Below are 20,022 nucleotides of genomic sequence, written 5' to 3'. Positions count from 1 at the left end.
GAGGTGGGCCTTGCCCGTTGCACAAACAGGCGCATCAGGCCTTGGCCGGCACGATGTCTGCGAACGGCGCGATCGGCCGGAAACGGATGTGAGCGTTGACCGGGATCTGTCCGGCGAGATCGAGGTGATAGTCTGCGACCGTCGCGATGACGGGGTAGCCGCCCGTCAGCGGGTGGTCGGCCAGGAACAGCACCGGCTGGCCGCTGTGCGGCACCTGTATCGCGCCGGTCGCCGTGCCTTCGCTCGGCAGTTCCGCCTTGTCCCTGCGTTCCAGCGGGATGTCGCCGGCAAGGCGGATGCCGACCCTGTTGGATTGCGGCGTCATCCGGAAAAGCTGGGACGACAGCGTGTCGAGGCCCGCCTGCGTGAACCAGTCGCTGCGCGGCCCCATGACGACGTCCAGCGTCACGATGTCGTCGGCACCGGGATGCGCGAAGGCCGGCGTCTCCGCGAGCGATACGGCCGTCAGGCCGTGGGCCTCGGAATGGACTTCGAGCACGGCACCCTTGGTGACGGGATCGGGCCCGACCACGGCCAGCGTGTCGGTGGAGGTGCTGCCGAGAACGGGTGCGACATCGAAGCCGCCGCGCACGGCGAGATAGCTGCGCATGCCTTTCGGGGCCTGACCCAGCGTGACGACATCGCCGGGCTCGAGCGATATCGGCCGGTAGGTTTCGGCTTTCTCGACGCGGCCCTGGGCATCGCGGATCTCGAGGGGGCAGGGCGCGCCGGTGACGCCGATGACCGTGCGGCCGGACGCTGCGACCGAGAAGCCGCCAAGCGTGATCTCGAGACAGGTGGCACCCGGCGGGTTGCCGACGATGCGGTTGGCCGCATGGAACGCACCCTGGTCGAGCGCGCCCGCCGAGGAGACGCCCTGACCGGTCTGGCCGAAGCGGCCTGCATCCTGAAACAGAGCGGGCATGGGGGCGGCCAGAACGGTGAAGGAGACGCCGCCCGATGCCTGCGCCGGTGCGACGCCGGTTGCCGGTGAGACCGGTGCGGCGGCGGCGGCGGCGGCGGCGCGCTTTGCCAGATCGTAGAAGCGCACCCGGTATCCCGGCTGAAAGAGGGCCGGCGGATCGCGGGAGAGGTCCCACATCTTCTCCGGCGTCACGCCGATGATCTGCCAGCCGCCGGGACTTTCCTGCGGATAGACGCCGCTGAAGGCGCCGGCGAGCGCCACGGCGCCCGCCGGGATGCGGGTGCGCGGGCTCTGGCGGCGCGGCACCTGCAAGGCGGGGTCTCCGCCCACGAGGTAGCCGAAGCCGGGCGCAAAGCCGCAGAAGGCCACAGTGAACTCGCTCTCCACATGCCGGCGCACGACCTCCTCGACCGACAGGCCGGTGAGGGCCGCGACGTCGGCGAGATCCTCGCCGTCATAGCGCACGGGGATCTCGACCAGCTTGTCGGACGGCGCGATCCGCGCGGACAGGTCGCGCGTCGCCACCTCGCGCGCCAGGGCCTCCGGCGTCGTCGCGCCGGCATGAAAGCGGATCATCAGCGTGCGCGCAGCCGGCACCATGTCGGCAATGCCGGGCACCGGATCGACCTCCAGCGAGGCGAACAGCGCCAGCGTTTCCTGGAGGTCGGCAAGCTCGACGAGCAGTGTGGTCAGGCTGACGGGGAGAAAGCGCATCGTGAACCTCAGGCGTGGTAGGCCGAATCCGGAATGTCGGTGATGAACATGTGCCCCGGCGCGTGGGTGATGGCAAAGGGGACGCCGGATGCCATGACGGCGGCCTGCGGGGTGACGCCACAGGCCCAGAAGACGGGCACTTCGCCCGGCTCGATCCGCACCGCATCGCCGAAGTCCGGCTTCCCGAGATCGGCGATACCGATCTCGTCGGGCGCGCCGATATGGACGGGGGCGCCGTGGACAGCCGGAAAACGACCGGAAATGGTCGCTGCGTCCGCCACGCGGCCGGGCGCGATGGGGCGCATGGACACGACGAGATTGCCGTGCAGGCGCCCGGCCGGGCGGCAGGGCCTGTCGGTCAGGTACATCGGCACGTTGGACCCGTCGGTGATGTGGCGGATCTCGATGCCGGCTTCGGCCATCGGCGTCTCGAAGGTGAAGCTGCAGCCGATGAGGAAGCTTACGAGATCGGGATGTTCGGCCCAGGCGGCCCGGGCATCGGCGGTCTCTTCGGCCAGCTTTCCCTCCCGCCAGATGCGGTAGAGCGGCAGGTCGGTGCGCAGATCGGCGCCGGGTGCGAGCAGCGTCGCGTGGGAACCGGGGTCCGACACGTCGAGAACCGGGCAAGCCTTCGGGTTGCGCTGGGCGTAAAGCAGAAAGTCGAACGCCCAGTCGCGCGGCAGGACGATCATGTTGGCCTGTGTGAAGCCGGGTGCGACGCCGGACGTCGGCGCGACGCTGCCGGCGCGATACCGCTCGCGTGCCGCTCGCGCAGGCGCGGCGTCGACATGGCGGAGATGCTCGATGGCGATCATGACAGTCCCCTTGCGATTATCGGTTGTCGAGGAAGGACGCGACGCGCAATCCGTCCGCTTCGAAGGCGCGCCGGATTTCGCGGGCGATCGACACGGCACCCGGGCTGTCGCCGTGGACGCAGATCGACTGGGCCGCAATGCGGATGGTGGAGCCGTCGATGGCCGTGAGCGTGCCGTCGCGGGCGAGCTGGACCATGCGCTGTGCGATGGCTTGCGGATCGTGCAGAACGGCGCCCGCTTCGCGGCGGGAGACGAGCTGGCCGTCCGGCGTGTAGGCGCGATCGGCAAACGCCTCGGCGACGACGGCAAGGCCGGCGCGCCGGGCAAGATCGAGGATCGGGGTGCCGGCAAGGCCCATCAGCACCAGCGACGCATCGACCGCCTTGATGCCGTCGATGACGGCCTGACCCTGTTTCGGATCGTTGGCGATCCGGTTGTAGAGGGCACCGTGCGGCTTGACGTAGCGCACCGTGGTGCCTGCGGCCGCGGCAATGCCCTTCACCGCGCCGATCTGGTAGATGACATCGGCGATCAGCTCGTCCGGGGTCACGTCCATGTCGCGCCGGCCGAAGCCGACGCGGTCGGGATAGGAGACATGGGCACCGATCGCGACGTTCTTCTCGGCGGCGGCCCTGACGGTTTTCAGGATGCCGGCGGGGTCGCCGGCATGAAAGCCGCAGGCGACGTTGGCACTGGAGACGATGGCCAGCATCGCCGTATCGTCGCCCATGCCCCAGGCGCCGTAGCTTTCGCCGAGGTCGCTGTTGAGATCGATGGCTTTCATGTCCGTCTCTCCCTTTCCCGGATCAGGCCGTCAGCATCGCGAAGATCGCGCCGACCGACTTGTACGCCATAAACCACGTCAGGCCGCAGGTCAGCACGCCGAGGCCGATCAGCCAGCGCGGGTAGTGATAGCCGTGCATCAGGTCGGCGCGCTTCCAGGCGGCATACATGAAGATCGACAGGCCGATGGGCAGTACCAGGCCGTTGAGCCCGCCGACGAAGACCAGCATGGCGGCCGGCGGCGTCGTGATGAGCATGTAGGCGAAGAGCGAGAAGGCGATGAAGCCGACGGTCGCATTGTTGCGCTGCCGCTCTGTCATGTCCGGCTTGAAGGCGGTGAGGAACGAGACCGAGGTATAGGCCGCGCCGATGATGCTGGTCATGGCGGAGGCGAGGAAGACCGCGCCGAACAGGCGGTAGCCGATATCGCCGGCCGCGGCATGGAACGCCTGGCCCGCCGGGTTCGCGCCCTTGCCGGAGAGATCGATGACGACGCCGCTCGCCACGACACCGAGGATGGCAAGGAACAGGATGTAGCGCAGGACGCCGGTGATCGCGATGCCGCTGAGTGCCGCACGGTTGACCGCGCCGATGTTCTCGACGCCGACCGTTCCCTTGTCCAGCAGGCGGTGTGCGCCGGCATAGGTGATGTAGCCGCCGACCGTTCCGCCGACGATGGTGGTGATGGTGAAGAAGTCGATGTTGGATGGCAGCACGGTCTCGTAAAGCGCCTGTGCGACCGGAGGACCGGACACGAATGCCGCGTAGAGGATCAGCGCCAGCTTGATGAAGGCGGCGACGTACACCACGCGGTCCATGGCGACGCCGGCGCGGCGCGACAGGAAGATGGCGATGGCGGCAATGGCCGCGGCGGCGCCGCCGATCTTCGGATCGAGATCGATCATGGCGTTGAGGCCGAGGCCGGCGCCACCGATATTGCCGATGTTGAAGAACAGGCCGCCGATGATGACGAGGACGGCGAGCAGATAGCCCGAACCGGGAATGGCGGCATTGGCAATAGCCGGAGCGCGCATGCGCGTCACGGTGACGATCCGCCAGACATTGGCCTGCACGACGAAATCGATGATGACCGAGGCGAGGATGGCGAACGCGAAGGCTGCGCCATGCTTGACGGTGAAGGTCGCGGTCTGGGTGATGAAGCCGGGACCGACGGCCGACATCGACATCAGGAAGATGGCGGCGATGAGCGCTGCCCGGCGCGATTTGGCCGACATGCGTTCGGGTGCTGGACTGCCTTGGGACGTCGATGCGGGGGATGCCGATGTATCTGCCATGTTGCCCTCTTTGTTGGCCGCGCCGGCTGCACATCCGGCAGTGGGCGGTTGTTATGCGGGCAGCGTCTCCCTGTTTCACAATCCTGTCAATATCGTTCAACGATTTTAATGTATCGTTCTACCAGTCTGTTCAAACCTGCGGCAGCCTGCTGTGAGAACGAGCAGAAAATCGGCGCTTTCGCGCATCTTTTAGGCGATCCAGAACGGCATTCCGGGGCCGGACGACGGCCTGCTTCCGCCGGCATTCCGGACCCTGTTGCCGGACGCGGTCGAAAACGACGGCAAGGCGCCTCGCAAATGTCATGGGGAGGTTTCCCTCCCGCGTGATCCGCGATATCGCTGCGGCCTTGGCGCGCCCGAACGGAGGGGCGCTTGGGGGGCCGAGTTTTTCGATGGCAGAACAGGACACGATATCGGCGCTGGCGCCACGTCTGGCGGAGGAGATCCGGGGTCGGGTGATCGCCGGCGAGCTGAAGCCGGGGCAGAGGTTGTCGGAAGCGGCGCTCAGCACGGATTTTTCCGTGTCGCGCAATTCGCTGCGGGAGGCCTTCCGGCTCCTGACGAAGGAAGGCCTGCTGCGCCACGAGCCCAATCGGGGCATGTTCGTCGCCACGCCGAGCATGGCCTCGATCATCGATATCTACCGTGTCCGGCGGATCATCGAATGTCAGGCGCTGGCCAAGGCCTATCCGCACCACCCCGCCGTCGCCCGCATGCGGAGCGCGGTGGAAGCTGCGCGCACCGCGCGCGCGGGAAAGCACTGGGGCTTGGTCGGCAGCCAGAACATGGTGTTCCATGCCGCCATCGTCGAGCTGGCCGACAGCCAGCGGCTGAACGCCTTCTATGCCCAGATCGCCGCCGAACTGCGGTTGAGCTTCGGCCTGCTGGCCGATCCCGAGCTTCTGCACGCGCCCTATGTGGATCTGAACGCCGCCATTCTGGAACATCTGGAAGCCGGCCGGCCGCAGGAGGCCGCAACCATGCTGGAGGGCTACCTGACGCAGTCGGAGCGAACCGTCCTCGCCGCCTTCTCCCGGATCGGCTGAGACGGGTCAGCCGTCCGTGCGGCGGCCGGCGGCGTCGAACAGATGCAGCGCCTGCCGGCTGGCGGCGACGGGCACGATATCGTCCATGAGGATGCGGGAGCGCCCGGCGACGCGAAAGATGATCGGCTGACCATCGGCGAGATGGCCATGGACATAGCTTTCCGCACCGACCAGCTCGACGGCGGCGACCTTCACGTCGGCCCGGAACGCGGCCGCGGTCTCGCGGCCCTCCGCCGGGTGCAGGTCCTCCGGACGGATGCCGAGCGTGGCGGTTTCCCGCGGCAGGGCCGCATCCGGCGCGAGGCTCCAGGCAGCGCTTGACAGACCGGGCAGGAGGTTCATGGAGGGCGAGCCGATGAAGGTCGCGACGAAGGTGGTCGCGGGCTTTTCGTAGAGCTCGATCGGCGTGCCCACCTGCTCGATGACGCCGCCGTTCAGAACGACGAGCCGGTCCGCGAGCGTCATCGCCTCCATCTGGTCGTGCGTGACATAGACGCTCGTCGTCTGCAGCGATTTCTGCAGCCGCTTGATCTCGACGCGCATCTGCACGCGCAGCTTGGCATCGAGGTTGGAGAGCGGCTCGTCGAACAGGAAGGCAGCAGGTTCGCGCACGATGGCCCGGCCCATGGCGACGCGCTGACGCTGCCCGCCGGACAGCTGGCGGGGCTTGCGCTCCAGAAAGGTCTCGATCTCCAGCGCCGTCGCGGCCTCCGAAATCCGCCGGTCGATCTCGGCTTGCGGCGTGTTGCGGTTCTTCAGGCCGTAGGCGAGGTTCTGGCGCACCGTCATATGCGGATAGAGCGCGTAGTTCTGGAACACCATGGCGATGTCGCGCTCGGACGGCTCCAGCGTGTTGACGACGCGGCCGCCGATGGAGATCTCGCCGCCGGTGATGCTTTCGAGCCCAGCGATCATGCGCAGCAGCGTCGATTTTCCGCAGCCCGAGGGGCCGACGAGGACGAGGAATTCGCCGTCGGCGATATCGAGCGAGATGCCCTTGATGGCATCGACCGTGCCGTATTTCTTGCGGACGTCGTTGAGGACGATGTTGGCCATTATTTCTCCGTCTCCACGAGACCTTTGACGAACCAGCGCTGCATGAGCACCACGACGAGGATGGGGGGAATGATCGCGAGGATCGCCGTGACCATGACATAGTTCCACGGCGTCGAGGCATCGGTGAAATCCACCATGCGCCGCAGCCCGATGATGATGGTGTTCATCTTCGCGTCATTGGTGACGAGCAGGGGCCAGAGATATTGCGTCCAGCCGTAGATGAACAGGATGACGAACAGGGCGGCGATGTTGGTGCTCGACAGCGGCAGCAGGATATCGCGCATGAAGCGGAACGGGCCGGCATTGTCGATACGCGCGGCCTCCACCAGCTCGCCGGGAATGGTCAGGAAGAACTGGCGGAAGAGGAAGGTGGCCGTCGCCGAGGCCATCAGCGGCAGGGTCAGCCCGGCATAGGTATCGATCAGGCCGAGATCGACGATGACCTTGTAGGTCGGCAGGATGCGGACCTCGACCGGCAGCATCAGGGTGACGAAGATCATCCAGAAGAAGGCCATGCGGAACGGAAAGCGGAAGAAGACGATGGCGAAGGCCGACAGGAACGAGATGACGATCTTGCCGACCGCGATCGCCACGGCGACGACGAAGGAGTTGAACAGCAGCCGCTCCAGGCTGACGCCGACGACGCGCTCGACGCCGCCGGTCATGGCCTGCGTGTAGTTCTCGACGAAATGACCGCCGGGCAGCAGCGACATGGGCGGCCGGATGATCGCCTCCGACGTCGCCGTGGAGGCGATGAACGTGTAATAGATCGGGAAGGCGACGACGATGATCCCGAGGATCAGGATAAAGTGGCCGACGAGATTGGCGACGGGGCGTTTTTCGATCATCTCCGGGCCTCAACCATAATGCACGCGCTTCTCGACGAAGCGGAACTGGAACGCCGTGAGCGCGATCACGATGACCATGAGGATGACGGACTGGGCGGCCGAGGAGCCGAGGTTGAGATTGACGAAGCCGTCATTGTAGACCTTGTAGACCAGTGTTTCCGTGGCCTTCGCCGGTCCGCCGCCGGTGACGGAATGGATGATGCCGAACGTATCGAAGAAGGCGTAGACGGTGTTGACGACCAGCAGGAAGAAGGTCGTCGGCGCCAGCAGCGGGAAGACGATCGTCCAGAACCGCCGCGCGCCGCGCGCCCCGTCGATGGACGCCGCTTCGATCAGCGATTTCGGAATGGCCTGAAGGCCCGCGACGAAGAACAGGAAATTGTAGCTGATCTGCTTCCAGGCGGCCGCGACGACGACGAGCCCCATGGCCTGATCGCCGTTCAACAGCGGATCCCATCCGAAGCCGTTCCGGCGCAGCAGATAGGCGAAGGTGCCCATGGCCGGGTTGAACATGAAGAGCCAGAGCATGCCGGCCACCGCCGGCGCCACGGCATAAGGCCAGATCAGCAGGGTGCGATAGAAGGTCTGTCCGCGCACCACCTTGTCGGCCGCCGTCGCCAGCAGCAGCGCCACGCCCATGGAGACGAGCGCCGTGAGGATGCTGAAGACCACGGTGACCTGCAGCGCGTGGATATAGTTCGGATCCGACAGAACGGCGCGGAAATTGGCAAGGCCGACGAAGCCGCTCTTCAGGCCGAACGGGTCCTCGCGCATGACGGACTGGTAGAGCGCCTGGCTGGCCGGCCAGAAAAAGAAGATGACCGTCAGGACGATCTGCGGGGCGACCAGCAGATAGGGCAATATCTTGTTGGGAAAGGCAACGTTGTGCACCGGGGGCTCCTCGGGACGGCAGGCAGGCGTATCGCCGACCCGTGGATCGGGGCCGGCGATACGGTCAGCTGCGGATCAGTTGCCGATGGCTTCCGCGATCGCCGCATTGCCGCGCTCGACGGCCTTGTCGAGGGCAGCCTTCGCGTCCTGCTTGCCGGCGAGCATCGACTCGAACTCCTCGTTCATGATGTCGCGAACCTGCGGCAGGTTGACGAGGCGGACACCCTTGGAGTTCTCGGTCGGCGCCTTGCCCATCATCTGCAGGATCGGGGTCTCCCGGCCCGGATTCCTGTCGTAGAAGCCGGATGCCTTGGTATCCTCGTAGGCCGCGTTGGTCACCGGCATATAGCCGGACACCTGATGCAGCCGCGCCTGGATCTTGGTCTGCGACAGGAAGTTGAAGAACTGGGCGATGCCCGCATATTCCGCATCGCTCTTGCCGCCGAAGACCCAGAGGCTCGCGCCGCCGGGGATCGTGTTCTGCGGCCCGTGGCCCTCGTAATAGGGCAATTGTCCGATGCCGTATTTCACGCCCGACTTGACGATATCGCCGAGACCGCCGGAGGACTCCGTCAGGATCGCGCATTCGCCCGACATGAACAGCTGCTTGGCTTCGGAGGTGCGACCGCCATAGCGGAAGGTGCCGTCCTTCGCGAGGTCGGCAATGGCCTGGAAATGCTCGACGAAGAGCGGCGCGTTGAATTCCAGCTTCACGTCGCTGCCGCCGAGGCCGTTTTCGTTGGTGCCATAGGCGACGTTGTTCCAGGCCGCGAGATTTTCGGTCTGGATCCAGGTGAGCCAGGTCGAGGTGAAGCCGCAGGATGCGGCGCCGCTCGCCTTGATCTTCTTTGCGGCCTCGAAGACGTCGGGCCAGGTCTTCGGCGGCGCCTCGGCGTCGAGGCCGGCTTTGGCGAACAGGTCCTTGTTGTAGTAGAGGATCGGCGAGGACGAGTTGTAGGGGAAGGACAGCATCGTGCCGTCGGGCTTGGAGTAATACGCCACGATGCCGGCGAGATACTGCGACTTGTCGAAGGTGAATCCGCCCTTCTGCAACACCTCCGCTGCCGGCATGATCGCGCCTTCGGCGCCCATCATCACGCCGCTGCCGGCGTCGAAGACCTGAATGATCGCGGGCGGCTGCTTGGAGCGGAAGGCAGCGATGCCGGCGTTCAGCGTTTCCGGATAGGTGCCCTTGAAGACGGGCGTGATGGTGTATTCGCTCTGGCTTTCGTTGAATTCCTTGGCGAGCTGGTTGACGACCTCGTTGTTCGCGCCGGTCATCGCATGCCACCACTGCAGATCGGTCGCCGCGGAGGCGGCCAGAGGTCCGGTAGCCGACAAAGCAAGCGCGGCGGCCGTCGCCCGCAGGGTCGATGCCTTCAGGATTGTCTTGAACATGAACGTCCTCCCGGTTTGGCGAAGCCGGACAGGCCGCTTCGCGCGATCAGAGCGACGATCCTCCTCGATCGTCACAAGACGGCTACATATGCCGGGCTTTTCTCCGCGCGGCAACCGCCAATCGCCCCTCTCTCACAGCCATGTGACAGCGCCGGCATGTAGTACAATTTGCGGAGCGTAAGTCATTCTCTCAATTAATACTTTGTTAACGAATAGGATATTGTTCGACTTTGAATAAAATCCGGAACAAAAATGCGCGTTCGCCATTTCATCTGCAGTCTCAACGTCGAATGGGTATAGCGTCATGACCGAGAACACAGTCCGCCGGTGGCAGAGCCGTCCGATCATCGACTATCCCGTCGTGATCATTGAGGATCACCTCCTCCTCGCGCTCGACCTCGAAGATGCCGTTTCGGCTGCCGGGCTGAATGCCGGCGTCGTCGGCTTCGCCAGCCGCAAGAAGCACGCGCTGCAGATCGGCAGCCTTGCCGCCATCGCCTTCGTCGATGTGAACCTCGCCGACGGGCCGAGCGGTCCGGAAATCGGGCGCATCCTGGCCGAAGAGCACGACGTCACCGTCATCTTCACAACGTCGGATCCCGATCTGCTCGGAACCGGCGTACCCGGCACCCTGGGCGTCATCCGCAAGCCCGTCAGCCCGGATGCCGTGCGCGGCGCACTGACCTACGCGATTGCCCGCAGGCGCGGCGATCTGGCGATCGTGCCGCCTGAACTGACGCTTTTTGCCGGCTGAAGACTTAACGTCTCCGCGCTATCCTTCCGACGACGGTCGAGCTTTTCGAAGCCCGGCCTTTGTCGAATCCGTCTCTCCGCCCTCCGTTCCATCGATGTCACCTCAGACAGAGGCGCCCTGCGCCTGTCCAACTTCAAGGCTCCCTCCACGATGACGACCATCGTTTCGCTTTCGCGCCGGCGCTTTCTCGGATGCGCGGGTGTCGCTTCCGCGGCCTTTCTCACAGGATGTTCCACGCAGGGCATCGGCACGTTCTTCGAACCCGTCGTCAACGTGATCGCGCCGAAGACCTATGACGGCGAACAGCCCGATCCCGCCGTCATCTACGCGGCCAGGACGGATGAAGGCTTCAGCCTGCCGGCCATCCCCTACAAGAACATCCCGCAGCGTTTCTACCGTCAGCGCGTCATCGATCCCACGGGCGAAACGCCCGGCACCGTCGTCGTCGATACCAAGGCGCGTTATCTCTATCTGGTGGAGAAGGGCGGGACCGCGATGCGCTACGGCGTCAGCATCGGCAAGGACGGCTTTGCGTGGCAGGGCGAGGGCGTCATCCAGTGGCGGAAGAAATGGCCACGCTGGACGCCGCCCGACGAGATGGTCGCCCGTCAGCCGAAGCTTGCCCGCTATTCCATCGGCAATGGCGGTCAGGCGCCGGGGATCACCAATCCGCTGGGTGCCCGCGCGCTCTACATCTTCCAGAACGGTCAGGATACGCTTTACCGGCTGCACGGAAATCCGGACTGGCGCTCGATCGGCAAGGCGCAATCCTCCGGCTGCGTGCGCTTCATCAATCAGGATATCATCGATCTCTACGACCGCGTGCCGGAAGGTGCCCGGATCGTCGTCCGGCAATAAGACAGGGATCTGCTGCATCGTCTCGATGCAGGAATCGCCGAAGGCCTCGGGACTGTGCCCCGAGGCCTTCGGTGAAACGCGTCACGTTTCTGCCGCGCCCCCTCAGTCCTTCGTCGCGATGGCGGACGGCGTGGCCGCCCGTGCGTTGGCGAGACCGCGAATGGCGTCCTGATTGCCCGTTGCCGCCAGCGTCTCGAAAGTGCGGATCGCCTGACCGTAACGGTTGAGCCCGAGAAGGGCGTAACCGCGCAGCACCATCAGGTCGATGCGTTCGGGCGCCAGCTGGGCGCGGCGATCGAGGAGGATCAGGGCCTCGGAGAACCGCTTCTGGTCGAAAGCGATCAAGGCGCGGTTGGAGAGGAGAGCGATCTGCAGTTCCGTCGCCTTCTGCGCATCCATCGGTCCACGCGTCGCGGCAACGGAGGCCTTGTCGGTCAGACCCTGGCGGAGATAGGCAAGGCTCTGACCATAGGCAGCTTCGCTGCGGATGCGCGTGTCGCCGGTGCGGATGGCAGCGTCGAAATGGCGAACGGCTTCGAGCGGACGGTTCAGCTCCATCAGGCACCAGCCGCGCCGCAGCGCCTCGCCGGATGACAGGCCCGACGGGTCGGTGGAGGTGCTGCAGCCGCGGGTGGAGGCCGGCGCGGCATTGCGACCGGCCGCGGCAACACGCGGCGCGCGCTGGCGGACGGGGGCTGCGGGCTCCGCGCTCATCTGCGCCGACATGGTGCGCGAGGGCCGGCGTGCGATCGACCTCGATGGCTCGCGAACCGGTCGGTCGGCCAGCATTCCGGCCTCTGCCATGCGCTGCGACGGGTCGAGGTTTTCCTCCTCGCCGAGCATGGCGATCCGGGCGGAGCGTCCTGCCCATTGTCTCTGGATCCGGGCGACATCGTTCGCCATGCCGAGCTGGTTCGCGGTGATCGCAAGACCATAGGCCGAGGCTTCGGTGTCGGGCTTCCAGGTGAGCGAGGTCGAGAACCATTGCAGCGCGAGCTGCGGCTGCTCGAACGCGCGGGCATACCAGCCGAACTGCTGGGCGACATCGGCATTGCGGGCGCGCATCGCCTCCTGCGCCATGCGTTGCAGCACGTCCGCTGCGATGACGATGGGCGGGTCGAGGGCCAGAAGGTTGGAGGCGGCCGCGAGATAGGTATCGCGCGTGTCGTCGGACGTATCCCGCCAGGGGTAGAGAACGGCTTCGGCTTCGCCCGGATTTTTCCGCGCGATCAGCGTCAGAGCGAGGCCCTGCGAGGCCGCTGCGGAATCTTCCTCCGTCCGTGCGCGGCGAAACCAGGCCTCGGCCTGTTCGGCACCGTTGCGGCGCACATAGTACCAGCCGAGCAACAGGGCGTCGGAGGCCTTGCCGCCCGCCTCGGCAACGCGCTCGAGCCGGGTCAGATAGGCAGGGGGAACGGTGAGCTTCGGGTCTTCACCGGCGGCGGCGACGAACTGGCGGGCCAGATCGTCCTTCACGGGCTCGAATTCGCCCTTGCCGGACGGGTCGGTCTTTTCCTGCGTCAGCAGCTGCTCGACCATCGGGCGCGGCAGGAGGGACGCCGCCTTCTGCAGGGTCGCCAGCCGGTCCGGCCCCTCGGTGCAGTTGGAGAGGATATAGCTATAGGCATCCAGCGCCCGCTGCTGCCGGTCGGTTTTCGCGAAGGCCTCGGCGAGACGCCAGAGAATGTCGATCTCGCTGCAAACGAGCAGCTGCGGCGTCTCCGCGGCGACATCGACGACGGTGGGAAACTGCTGAAGGTTGGAGGCGTTGACGAGACGCTGGCGGGCTTCACCGAGCGCCAGCATCGACAGAAGGTTTTCCGGCGGCTGCCAGCCGGGTTCGCGCGCCTGTCGGTCGGCGATGGCCTTGCGCACTTCCACATAGCGGGTCTGCCCATAGAGCGCCCACATGGCTTCCAGCTGCGTATCGACATTCTGCGGCACGGCGAGCGGATCGGCCGGCGGTTCCCAGTCGGGATAAAGCGTGCGCAGGCGCGCGATTTCGGCCTGCAGGCGCACGGTATCGCCCAGGCGCGCGAAGTAGCGGAGCGCGCCCTCGTCGACGGTCGGCTTCGGCGGAGCGGCCGCTGCAGGCGGCGTGGGCGGGCTCTGTGCGGGAGCGGGTGACGACGCCGGCGGCGGCGCCTGCAACTGCGCCTTGATCACCGGTTCCGCGTCTTGCGGCTCCGGCGCCTCGCCGGATGCCGCAGGTGCGGCGGGCTCGGTGCCGCTCGCGGTCTCCGCGGCGGGAATTTCGGGCGGCAGCGCCTGCGACAGATCGGCCGGACGCCGGTCGCCTCGGCGCACGGTGGGGCTCGGCGGAATCAGGCTCAGCCGGTTGCCCTTCTCGTCGACGGCGGGCGGGGCGGCGATCGTACCGGTCGTCAGCTCTCTCTCGGGCAACAGAGCGGGGCCGTAGTAGACCGCCGTTGCGGTTGCTGCGGCCAGCGTCGAGATCAGCAGGATGCGGGCGGTTGTCATGGGAACTCCCGGTAAACAGTCCGAGGAAGAGAGGACGCCCGGGGGGCGCGCGTCGAGAGAGAGCCCGGCAGGGCGTGCGTGCGCGGGCTCCGGCCGCGCGCCGTCCTCATCGGCTGCGTCCCAGAAGGCGCAGCATCAGCGTGGTGATGATGCCGAGAAGGGCGAAGCCGGCGATGAACATCACGGCGAAGAAGAGGATGTTGGTCGACAGCCAGTTGGCCGCGATCAGGCGCCAGTTGGCAATCGAGAAGGGTTGCGTCGGGTTCAGATGCAGGTCGTGCACCGGCACCATCGCGACGTTTCCGGTCGTCTCCTCGAACGTCGTGATCCGGCCCTCGATGCCATTCCAGCGGGCTTCCTGCACCATGGCGCTCATGCCGGTCTGGAGACTTGCCGGCGTCGGGCCGGTCGCGAGCGTCCATGTCCCGGCACCGGACGGACTGCGCCCCTGGGCAATCATGAAGCTGACGTCGTCCGCCGGGGAGAAGTCCTCCTCCTTGCCGGGCAGGAAGCGCAGCGAGTCCATCGACAGGTCGAGATCGCTCTTCAGCCAGGCTTCGAGGCGGGATCCCTGGCCGAGCCAGCTGCCGCCGGACACCTTGTGCCGCCATTCCTCGAACAGCGTGCCGCTGTCGCCGTTCGGCGGGCCGCCGGCATGGTGCGTTCCCCAGTTTGCGGGGGCTGCACCGATCTGCATCTGGGTCAGGAGGGGTGGGGGAAGCTGCGACAGCGTGCCGACGATCAGCGCGTTGCGGTCGCCGAGAGCGGCCGGAGAGGCCACGGTGTCCAGGGCCAGCGGGTTGCCGGCGGCAACCGCAAGGCGCCCGACGAGGGTGGCCGCGGCCGAGAGCGTCTCCGGATCGAGGCGGTCGAGATAGATCGCTGTCGGCTGTTCGGCCCGACGATAGGGCTGGCCGGTCGAGGATGTCGCCGCAAGGCTGGGGCTGCTGTCGATCCGCGCGAAATCCGGCATGTGGAATTCGGTGGTGTCGAAGAGTGCGAAGCGCGGCGTGGTCTGCGCCGGCGTGCCCGTCGCGCAGGCTTCGTCGTCGTTCGTCAGGAGCACGGCCTCGATCGAGATGCGATTCACCCCGGGCACGAAGTGGCGCAGCGTCACGGTGATGGGAAGGTGGCTGAGAATGCCGCCGCCGGACGTGGAGAGCGGCGTGGTCGTGGCGATATTGCCGTTGACATAGACGTCGATGCGGCTGCCCGGCAGGACGGAGGCGGCATAGCCGGCGTCAAGCAGGATGACCGCGTCGCCATAGGCGCTGGCGTAGAAATCCGCGGGAACGCCGAGCATGAACTCCGTGCGGAACCGGCGACCGGCAAATTCGCTGGTGGTGATGCCGAGCTGCGAAAGCGGCATGCGTGTGTCGCCGACCAGGATGGGCGCGTCGGGCGTATTCCACGCCTTGGTGGAGAAGGTGGTGCGCGACGTGCCCGGCGCGGCATCGAGCGGGCCGGCAAGGGTTTCCACCGCCTGCCGGAGCGCTTCCGCCGTGGGGCCGGTGACGACGAGGGTGCTCAGGCCGGGTATCGCGGCCGGCGCGAAGGTCACGGTCGGACCGACCGCCGTGCCGGCCGGCAGGGCCGGGATCAGGCCCTCGATCTCGAGCTGCGTGCCGACCAGCACCGTCAGCGTGCCGGCGACCGGTGCCGCGGGCATGGTCGCGTGAAAGGCAACCGTCTGGTTCGGCATCTGGACGCGCAGGGCCAGCGCCTGCGCGAGACGCAGCAGCATGTTCGACCGGCTCGGGTTCGTCAGAGCCGGTGCGACGATGTCGATGGTCGTCGCCCCCGTGGCGTCGAGGCCGACGGCCGGGATGTCGTCGATGCTGGAGAAGCGATTGCCGACCGGCGCGTTGAAGCTCAGATAGGTCCGGCTCGGGTCGATATTGGTCCAGAGGTCGTAGGTCGACTGGATGCTGCAATCGGTGCGGTGGCGCTGCTGGGTGGCGAGGCGCACGACATTGGCGCCGGCCTGCAGCGCGCCGGCCGGAAGGGGCAGCACGAGATCGCTGACCGCATCCGCCGAGGCGACGGGGACCTGCCCGATGACGCTGCCGTTGAGCTCCACGGAGAAGGTGGAGGCTTCCGGCGCGACGACGATGGAGTTCTGGTAACCGATGGTGATGGCCGTGGCGGCACTCGCCTGCTCGGGCGTCACATAGATCGTCCAGGTCCGCCGGTCGGCTTCGCCCGACAGGCTGAGCTTGCCGAATGGCAGGATGTAGCGGCGGCGCGCGTCCGTGTCGGACGGTGCCTGGGCGCGGGGCTTTGCCACGGCCGGCGGGACCGCAGGCTGGGTGGCCGGCGTCGCTTGTGCCGGCGGTGCTGCCGGGCGTGCCGGCGCGCCGGGCGAGACCTCGAAGGGTGCCGGCTGGGTCGCGGGTTGCTGCGCGCGTGGCTCCGGCGACACGGCCGGTGGCTGTGCCTGCGGCGGCATCGGGGCCGAGGGCTGGGCCGGGACGGGCGACGGTGCCTGCGGGGCAGGCGCTGCCGGACGCTCGCGCGACATGTCGAAGGGGGTGGCCTGGGCGAGGAGCTGCGACGGTGCGAGGAGAGCCAGCGTGCAGACGATGACGAAGGGCTTCATGGTCTCGCTGCCTCCTTCTTGACGGGGGCCGCTGCTTCCTTCGCACCGCCAAGGCTGCGGAAGAAGTAGAAGAGGCCGCGATTGGTCTGGTAGAGCGCGATGGCGAAGAAGCTGATCGTGCCACGGATGAGGCCGGGATTGCGGCGTCGTCCCATCTGGAACTCCGTCCACTGCGCGGAATTCGCGAAGATGATATCGGCAAGCAGCCGCCGCTCCTGCGGTTCGCGCGGGGCGAAGGTGCAGCCGACGAGCACGAAGCCATCGCCTCGGCCGCTGCGCACGATCTTGACCGGGATGGACGACGGCGCGCCGGGGCTGAACGTCTCCACGCGGATCTCCTCCATCGCGCCCACTGTCAGCGGCTGCATGGAGCGATCGTAGACGTGAACGAGCAGACCGTTGACCGAGACGTTTTCGATGACGCCCGGGAACCACTGGTCGCCCACCCGGAATTCGCACCGCCGCTTGACGTTGACCCGCCGGGACGACGACTTCTCGCGCCGTTCCGACACCACGCCCAGCGCGCAGCCGGCGAAGAGCAGGTTGAGCAGGTTCCAGCCGGCGACGACCAGCGTCACGTCGGATTTGTAGGGCTCGGCATAGATCTTGTAGAACGACATGGCGGTGGCGATGAGCAGCACGCCGAAGATGACGAAGAACGGCCGGCTGATCTCCGAAAGCCGGTTGTCGCTGATCGACTCGTCCTTCGCCGTCACCTTGAAGGTCGGCTTCGACGGGTTGAAGATGACGGAGATGACGGCGGGCAGCAGGTGCACCGTCTGCACATATTCGTAGAGCTCCGAGATCCACGGCCAGCGGAAGCGGCCGTAGAGATAGTTCTGCATCAGCAGGTTCACGAGCATGTAGGTGGTCGTGTAGGCGAGGAACTCGCCGCCCGAGCCGACGAAGATTTCGAGATCGAAGAAGATGTAAAACAGCGGCGCGAACAGGAACACCGTGCGCGGGAACGGGAACAGCCAGAAGAGCGTCGAGGACATATAGCAAAGACGCTGCGGCATGCTCAGTCCGCGCTTGAACAGCGGCATGCGGAACATGAGGATCTGCATCATGCCCTGCGCCCATCGGCTGCGCTGGCCGATGAAGCTGGCGAAGGTGGCGGGCTGGAGCCCGGCGATCAGCGGCTTGTCCACATAGACGCTGTTCCAGCCGCGCGCGTGCAGCGCCAGCGCCGTCTCGCAGTCCTCGGTGATGCTGATGCCGCTGAAGCCGTTGGTGTCCTCGAGCGCGCGCCGATTCAGCACCGCGGCCGAACCGCAGAAGAACGCGGCGTTCCACTTGTCGAGGCCGCGCTGGATGATGCCGTAGAACATCTCGTTCTCGCTCGGCATCTTGTTGAAGGTCTTCAGATTGCGCTCGATCGGGTCGGGATTGAGGAAGAAGTGCGGCGTCTGCACGAGGAAGAGGCGCGGATCCTCCTCGAAATACCCGACGGTCTCGCGCAGGAAGTCGCGGGCCGGCGCATGGTCCGCGTCGAAGACAGTGATGAGGTCGCCCTGGGACTGGCGCATGCCGTTGTTCAGGTTGCCGGCCTTGGCGTGTTCGTTGCGGTCGCGCGTGAGATAATTGGCATCGAGGTTGCGGCAGAGCTCCTTCAGCTCCTCGTGGCGGCGCTGGGCGACCTGCGCGTCGGGAATGCTGGCCGCGTTCCGCTTCTGCAGGGTGCCGCCATCGTCCAGAAGCCACACGGTCAGCTTTTCCGGGGGATAGTCCATGTTCTTGGCGGCGGCGAGCGTGTTGGCCAGCATGTCCGCGTCTTCGTTGTACGTCGGGATGAAGACGTCGACCGTCGGCGCGTAATCCGCCGAGCCCGGGCGGGGCCGGTTCGGCGGAAGCGGCATGGAGACGATGAAGAGGCTGAGCGCCAGCATGGCGACGCTGTACATTTCCGCGAGATAGAGCAGGAAGCCGGGAATGAAGTTCTCGAGCTGGTTGACCGGCGGCAGCGTGCTGGTGGTCCGCCAGTAGACATAGCGCAGAACGATGGCCGTGCCGAAGCCGAGCCCGATCAGACGCCAGTTGCCTTCCGCCTTCAGCACCTTCAACACGGCCAGCAGCGCCATGCAGAGGAAGGCGGCAACCAGATGCGTCTGGAGGCTGACCGGCAGGGTCGTGATCGCCACGATGACGATCGACATGCAGATCCATGCAATGACGATGAGCGCCTTGACCATGATCCTAGTTTCCTTGTCCGAAATGCAGCTGGATACGGCTCATGGTTAAAGGTCTCCCGCGCAGGAACTGGTGGGCGAGATCGTGCAGGGGACGGCCGGAATGATGGGGCGGGCCTGCAGCGGGGAAGCGCTGGACATACGGGTCAGGCCCTGCTGCTGCAGCTGGCTCGTCGGCCTTGGTGCCTGCGGCGTTTCCGATCCGCCTGCCGGCGGCATCGCCGGCGTCGCGGTCGGTCCCGGCAATTGCGGCGCGCGTGGGGGCGTCTGCGGTTCCGGTTCAGCCGCTGCCGGCAGGCCGGTTCTTGCCAGAGGCGAGCGCGTGACCATGCTCGGCGCGGGGATGGCGACGGCGGGCACGATCGGCCTCACGGGCTCGATGCGCCGGACCGCGGGCCGCGTGTTCTGGCTTTCGAGGCTGCGAAGGACGGGGCGAACCGGTGTTGCGACCGGAGCGGGCATCGGCGGCTGAAGACGGGCACCGGCGCCGGCGGCATAGATCGGCCGGCCGAGCTGCCCGACGGCGGGGTCGAGAGGCGGAATGTTGCCATAGGGGTTCCAGCCGACGCTGTCGAAGGCGCCTGTCAGCGTGTAGTGATACATCATCGACAGAAGCGCATCGCGAGACGCACCGGTCTGGCAGAAGCGGACGCGGGTCTGGATTCTGCCGAGATAGTGGAAGGTGCGCACCGCGTTGTCCGGCGCCTTGATCTGCTGCCAACCGTAGAGGCAGGCGTCTCCCGATCCCGGATTGGTCCCGTAGGCATAGGCGAAGGCGCCGTAATTGTTCTGGACGAAGCTCGGCGAGATGCTCATGCGGATGGTCGGAAATTCCGATCGCATCTCGCCGACCGCCTGCGCCGTGGTCATCATTCCCGTCGAAAGGCGCGATGCGCCGGCAAAGGGTGTGGACGCGGGGCCGAAATAGCGCACCTGGATATAGTTCTGGCCGCGGCTGCGGGCATCGGTGCTCAGAATGATATCCTGCTGGACCGCGTTGGAGAAGGTACGCTCGATCACGCTGACGATGGCGGGTCCGCCCGGCGGCGGGAAGGCCAGCGCCTTTTCGGCCGCGACTTCCGTCGGCGCCGAGGTCAGTTTCAGACCGCCCGTCTGCGTGCAACCGGAGAGGGCCGAGGCACCCAAAGCCAGAAACGCGCCCTGCATGGCCGTTCGTCCTGCAATTGCGAGAGCTGTATGAAACATGGGCGGCGTGCATCCGGTGATGGAATCAGGGTTCTTCCACCTCATTTCTCGCTCGCATGGTTAACGGACGGTTAATCTTCGCTAACACTTTCCTATTCGTGCGCTGGAGTTGACGATTTACGCCATTTTCGTGGCTCCGACGACGCGCTCGGCGTTCGTTGCCG

At 66.3% G+C, this 20,022-nt stretch carries 15 protein-coding genes; 3 read left to right on the top strand and 12 right to left on the bottom strand.

The features are described from left to right. Positions 1 to 34: 34 nt before the first annotated feature. The 4 genes from LRX75_RS03410 to LRX75_RS03395 are packed head-to-tail and all read right to left on the bottom strand — an operon-like array spanning position 35 to position 4,472. Positions 35 to 1,639, bottom strand: coding sequence for a 5-oxoprolinase subunit B/C family protein (locus LRX75_RS03410; RefSeq protein ID WP_231811880.1), 1,605 nt, complete (start codon positions 1,637 to 1,639; stop codon positions 35 to 37). A gap of 8 nt (positions 1,640 to 1,647) precedes the next feature. Further along, positions 1,648 to 2,454 carry a putative hydro-lyase gene (locus LRX75_RS03405; protein WP_231811878.1) on the bottom strand — a complete coding sequence of 269 codons (807 nt, stop codon included), beginning with the start codon at positions 2,452 to 2,454 and terminating at the stop codon, positions 1,648 to 1,650. A gap of 16 nt (positions 2,455 to 2,470) precedes the next feature. Beyond that, complete coding sequence (locus LRX75_RS03400) at positions 2,471 to 3,238, bottom strand: LamB/YcsF family protein (RefSeq protein ID WP_231811876.1); 768 nt, start codon at positions 3,236 to 3,238, stop codon at positions 2,471 to 2,473. A 22-nt stretch (positions 3,239 to 3,260) separates the two neighbouring features. After that, a complete protein-coding gene (locus tag LRX75_RS03395; protein WP_231811992.1) occupies positions 3,261 to 4,472 on the bottom strand; it encodes an NRAMP family divalent metal transporter in 1,212 nt (403 codons plus the stop codon). 452 nt (positions 4,473 to 4,924) lie between these two features. Between LRX75_RS03395 and LRX75_RS03390 the strand changes: the two genes are divergently transcribed. After that, entirely contained in the window at positions 4,925 to 5,578 is a 654-nt protein-coding gene (locus LRX75_RS03390) for a GntR family transcriptional regulator (protein ID WP_231811874.1), read from the top strand. A gap of 6 nt (positions 5,579 to 5,584) precedes the next feature. Here the strand turns inward: LRX75_RS03390 and LRX75_RS03385 are convergent, their stop codons facing one another. The 4 genes from LRX75_RS03385 to ugpB form a co-directional block, all read right to left on the bottom strand. Beyond that, complete coding sequence (locus LRX75_RS03385) at positions 5,585 to 6,634, bottom strand: sn-glycerol-3-phosphate import ATP-binding protein UgpC (RefSeq protein ID WP_231811872.1); 1,050 nt, start codon at positions 6,632 to 6,634, stop codon at positions 5,585 to 5,587. Further along, positions 6,634 to 7,482 carry a sn-glycerol-3-phosphate ABC transporter permease UgpE gene (gene ugpE / locus LRX75_RS03380; protein ID WP_231811870.1) on the bottom strand — a complete coding sequence of 283 codons (849 nt, stop codon included), beginning with the start codon at positions 7,480 to 7,482 and terminating at the stop codon, positions 6,634 to 6,636. The genes LRX75_RS03385 and ugpE overlap by 1 nt, the downstream gene beginning before the upstream one ends. Positions 7,483 to 7,491: 9 nt before the next feature. Next, entirely contained in the window at positions 7,492 to 8,373 is an 882-nt protein-coding gene (ugpA, locus tag LRX75_RS03375) for a sn-glycerol-3-phosphate ABC transporter permease UgpA (protein WP_113151421.1), read from the bottom strand. 75 nt (positions 8,374 to 8,448) lie between these two features. After that, complete coding sequence (ugpB, locus tag LRX75_RS03370; protein WP_231811868.1) at positions 8,449 to 9,771, bottom strand: sn-glycerol-3-phosphate ABC transporter substrate-binding protein UgpB; 1,323 nt, start codon at positions 9,769 to 9,771, stop codon at positions 8,449 to 8,451. Positions 9,772 to 10,075: 304 nt separating this feature from the next. Here ugpB and LRX75_RS03365 point away from each other — a divergent pair, with 304 nt between their 5' ends. Both LRX75_RS03365 and LRX75_RS03360 read left to right on the top strand, forming a co-directional pair. Then, positions 10,076 to 10,525: a response regulator gene (locus LRX75_RS03365; RefSeq protein WP_231811866.1), complete on the top strand. Its 450-nt coding sequence runs from the start codon at positions 10,076 to 10,078 to the stop codon at positions 10,523 to 10,525. Positions 10,526 to 10,675: 150 nt separating this feature from the next. Further along, positions 10,676 to 11,383 (top strand): L,D-transpeptidase, encoded by a 708-nt coding sequence (locus LRX75_RS03360; RefSeq protein WP_231811864.1) that lies wholly within the window; start codon positions 10,676 to 10,678, stop codon positions 11,381 to 11,383. Between the two features lie 102 nt (positions 11,384 to 11,485). Here LRX75_RS03360 and LRX75_RS03355 read toward each other — a convergent pair whose 3' ends face one another. From LRX75_RS03355 to bcsN, 4 genes are all read right to left on the bottom strand, one after another. Continuing rightward, positions 11,486 to 13,864: a tetratricopeptide repeat protein gene (locus LRX75_RS03355; protein WP_231811862.1), complete on the bottom strand. Its 2,379-nt coding sequence runs from the start codon at positions 13,862 to 13,864 to the stop codon at positions 11,486 to 11,488. A 106-nt stretch (positions 13,865 to 13,970) separates the two neighbouring features. Then, positions 13,971 to 16,463 (bottom strand): cellulose biosynthesis cyclic di-GMP-binding regulatory protein BcsB, encoded by a 2,493-nt coding sequence (locus LRX75_RS03350; RefSeq protein ID WP_231811860.1) that lies wholly within the window; start codon positions 16,461 to 16,463, stop codon positions 13,971 to 13,973. Beyond that, a complete protein-coding gene (gene bcsA, locus LRX75_RS03345) occupies positions 16,460 to 18,655 on the bottom strand; it encodes a UDP-forming cellulose synthase catalytic subunit (RefSeq protein WP_231811858.1) in 2,196 nt (731 codons plus the stop codon). The genes LRX75_RS03350 and bcsA overlap by 4 nt, the downstream gene beginning before the upstream one ends. A 45-nt stretch (positions 18,656 to 18,700) precedes the next feature. Further along, positions 18,701 to 19,819 (bottom strand): cellulose biosynthesis protein BcsN, encoded by a 1,119-nt coding sequence (gene bcsN / locus LRX75_RS03340; RefSeq protein WP_231811856.1) that lies wholly within the window; start codon positions 19,817 to 19,819, stop codon positions 18,701 to 18,703. Positions 19,820 to 20,022 lie beyond the last annotated feature (203 nt).

The sequence above is a fragment of the Rhizobium quercicola genome, assembly GCF_021168455.1.
GTDB lineage: Bacteria > Pseudomonadota > Alphaproteobacteria > Rhizobiales > Rhizobiaceae > Ferranicluibacter > Ferranicluibacter quercicola.
This window is presented reverse-complemented; position numbering and strand designations above follow the sequence as displayed.

Coding starts and splice junctions, on each gene's coding strand:
- LRX75_RS03410 (WP_231811880.1), bottom strand. CDS start 1,639: ATGCGCTTTCTCCCCGTCAGCCTGACCACACTGCTCGTCGAGCTTGCC.
- LRX75_RS03405 (WP_231811878.1), bottom strand. CDS start 2,454: ATGATCGCCATCGAGCATCTCCGCCATGTCGACGCCGCGCCTGCGCGA.
- LRX75_RS03400 (WP_231811876.1), bottom strand. CDS start 3,238: ATGAAAGCCATCGATCTCAACAGCGACCTCGGCGAAAGCTACGGCGCC.
- LRX75_RS03395 (WP_231811992.1), bottom strand. CDS start 4,472: ATGTCGGCCAAATCGCGCCGGGCAGCGCTCATCGCCGCCATCTTCCTG.
- LRX75_RS03390 (WP_231811874.1), top strand. CDS start 4,925: ATGGCAGAACAGGACACGATATCGGCGCTGGCGCCACGTCTGGCGGAG.
- LRX75_RS03385 (WP_231811872.1), bottom strand. CDS start 6,634: ATGGCCAACATCGTCCTCAACGACGTCCGCAAGAAATACGGCACGGTC.
- ugpE (WP_231811870.1), bottom strand. CDS start 7,482: ATGATCGAAAAACGCCCCGTCGCCAATCTCGTCGGCCACTTTATCCTG.
- ugpB (WP_231811868.1), bottom strand. CDS start 9,771: ATGTTCAAGACAATCCTGAAGGCATCGACCCTGCGGGCGACGGCCGCC.
- LRX75_RS03365 (WP_231811866.1), top strand. CDS start 10,076: ATGACCGAGAACACAGTCCGCCGGTGGCAGAGCCGTCCGATCATCGAC.
- LRX75_RS03360 (WP_231811864.1), top strand. CDS start 10,676: ATGACGACCATCGTTTCGCTTTCGCGCCGGCGCTTTCTCGGATGCGCG.
- LRX75_RS03355 (WP_231811862.1), bottom strand. CDS start 13,864: ATGACAACCGCCCGCATCCTGCTGATCTCGACGCTGGCCGCAGCAACC.
- LRX75_RS03350 (WP_231811860.1), bottom strand. CDS start 16,463: ATGAAGCCCTTCGTCATCGTCTGCACGCTGGCTCTCCTCGCACCGTCG.
- bcsA (WP_231811858.1), bottom strand. CDS start 18,655: ATGGTCAAGGCGCTCATCGTCATTGCATGGATCTGCATGTCGATCGTC.
- bcsN (WP_231811856.1), bottom strand. CDS start 19,819: ATGCAGGGCGCGTTTCTGGCTTTGGGTGCCTCGGCCCTCTCCGGTTGC.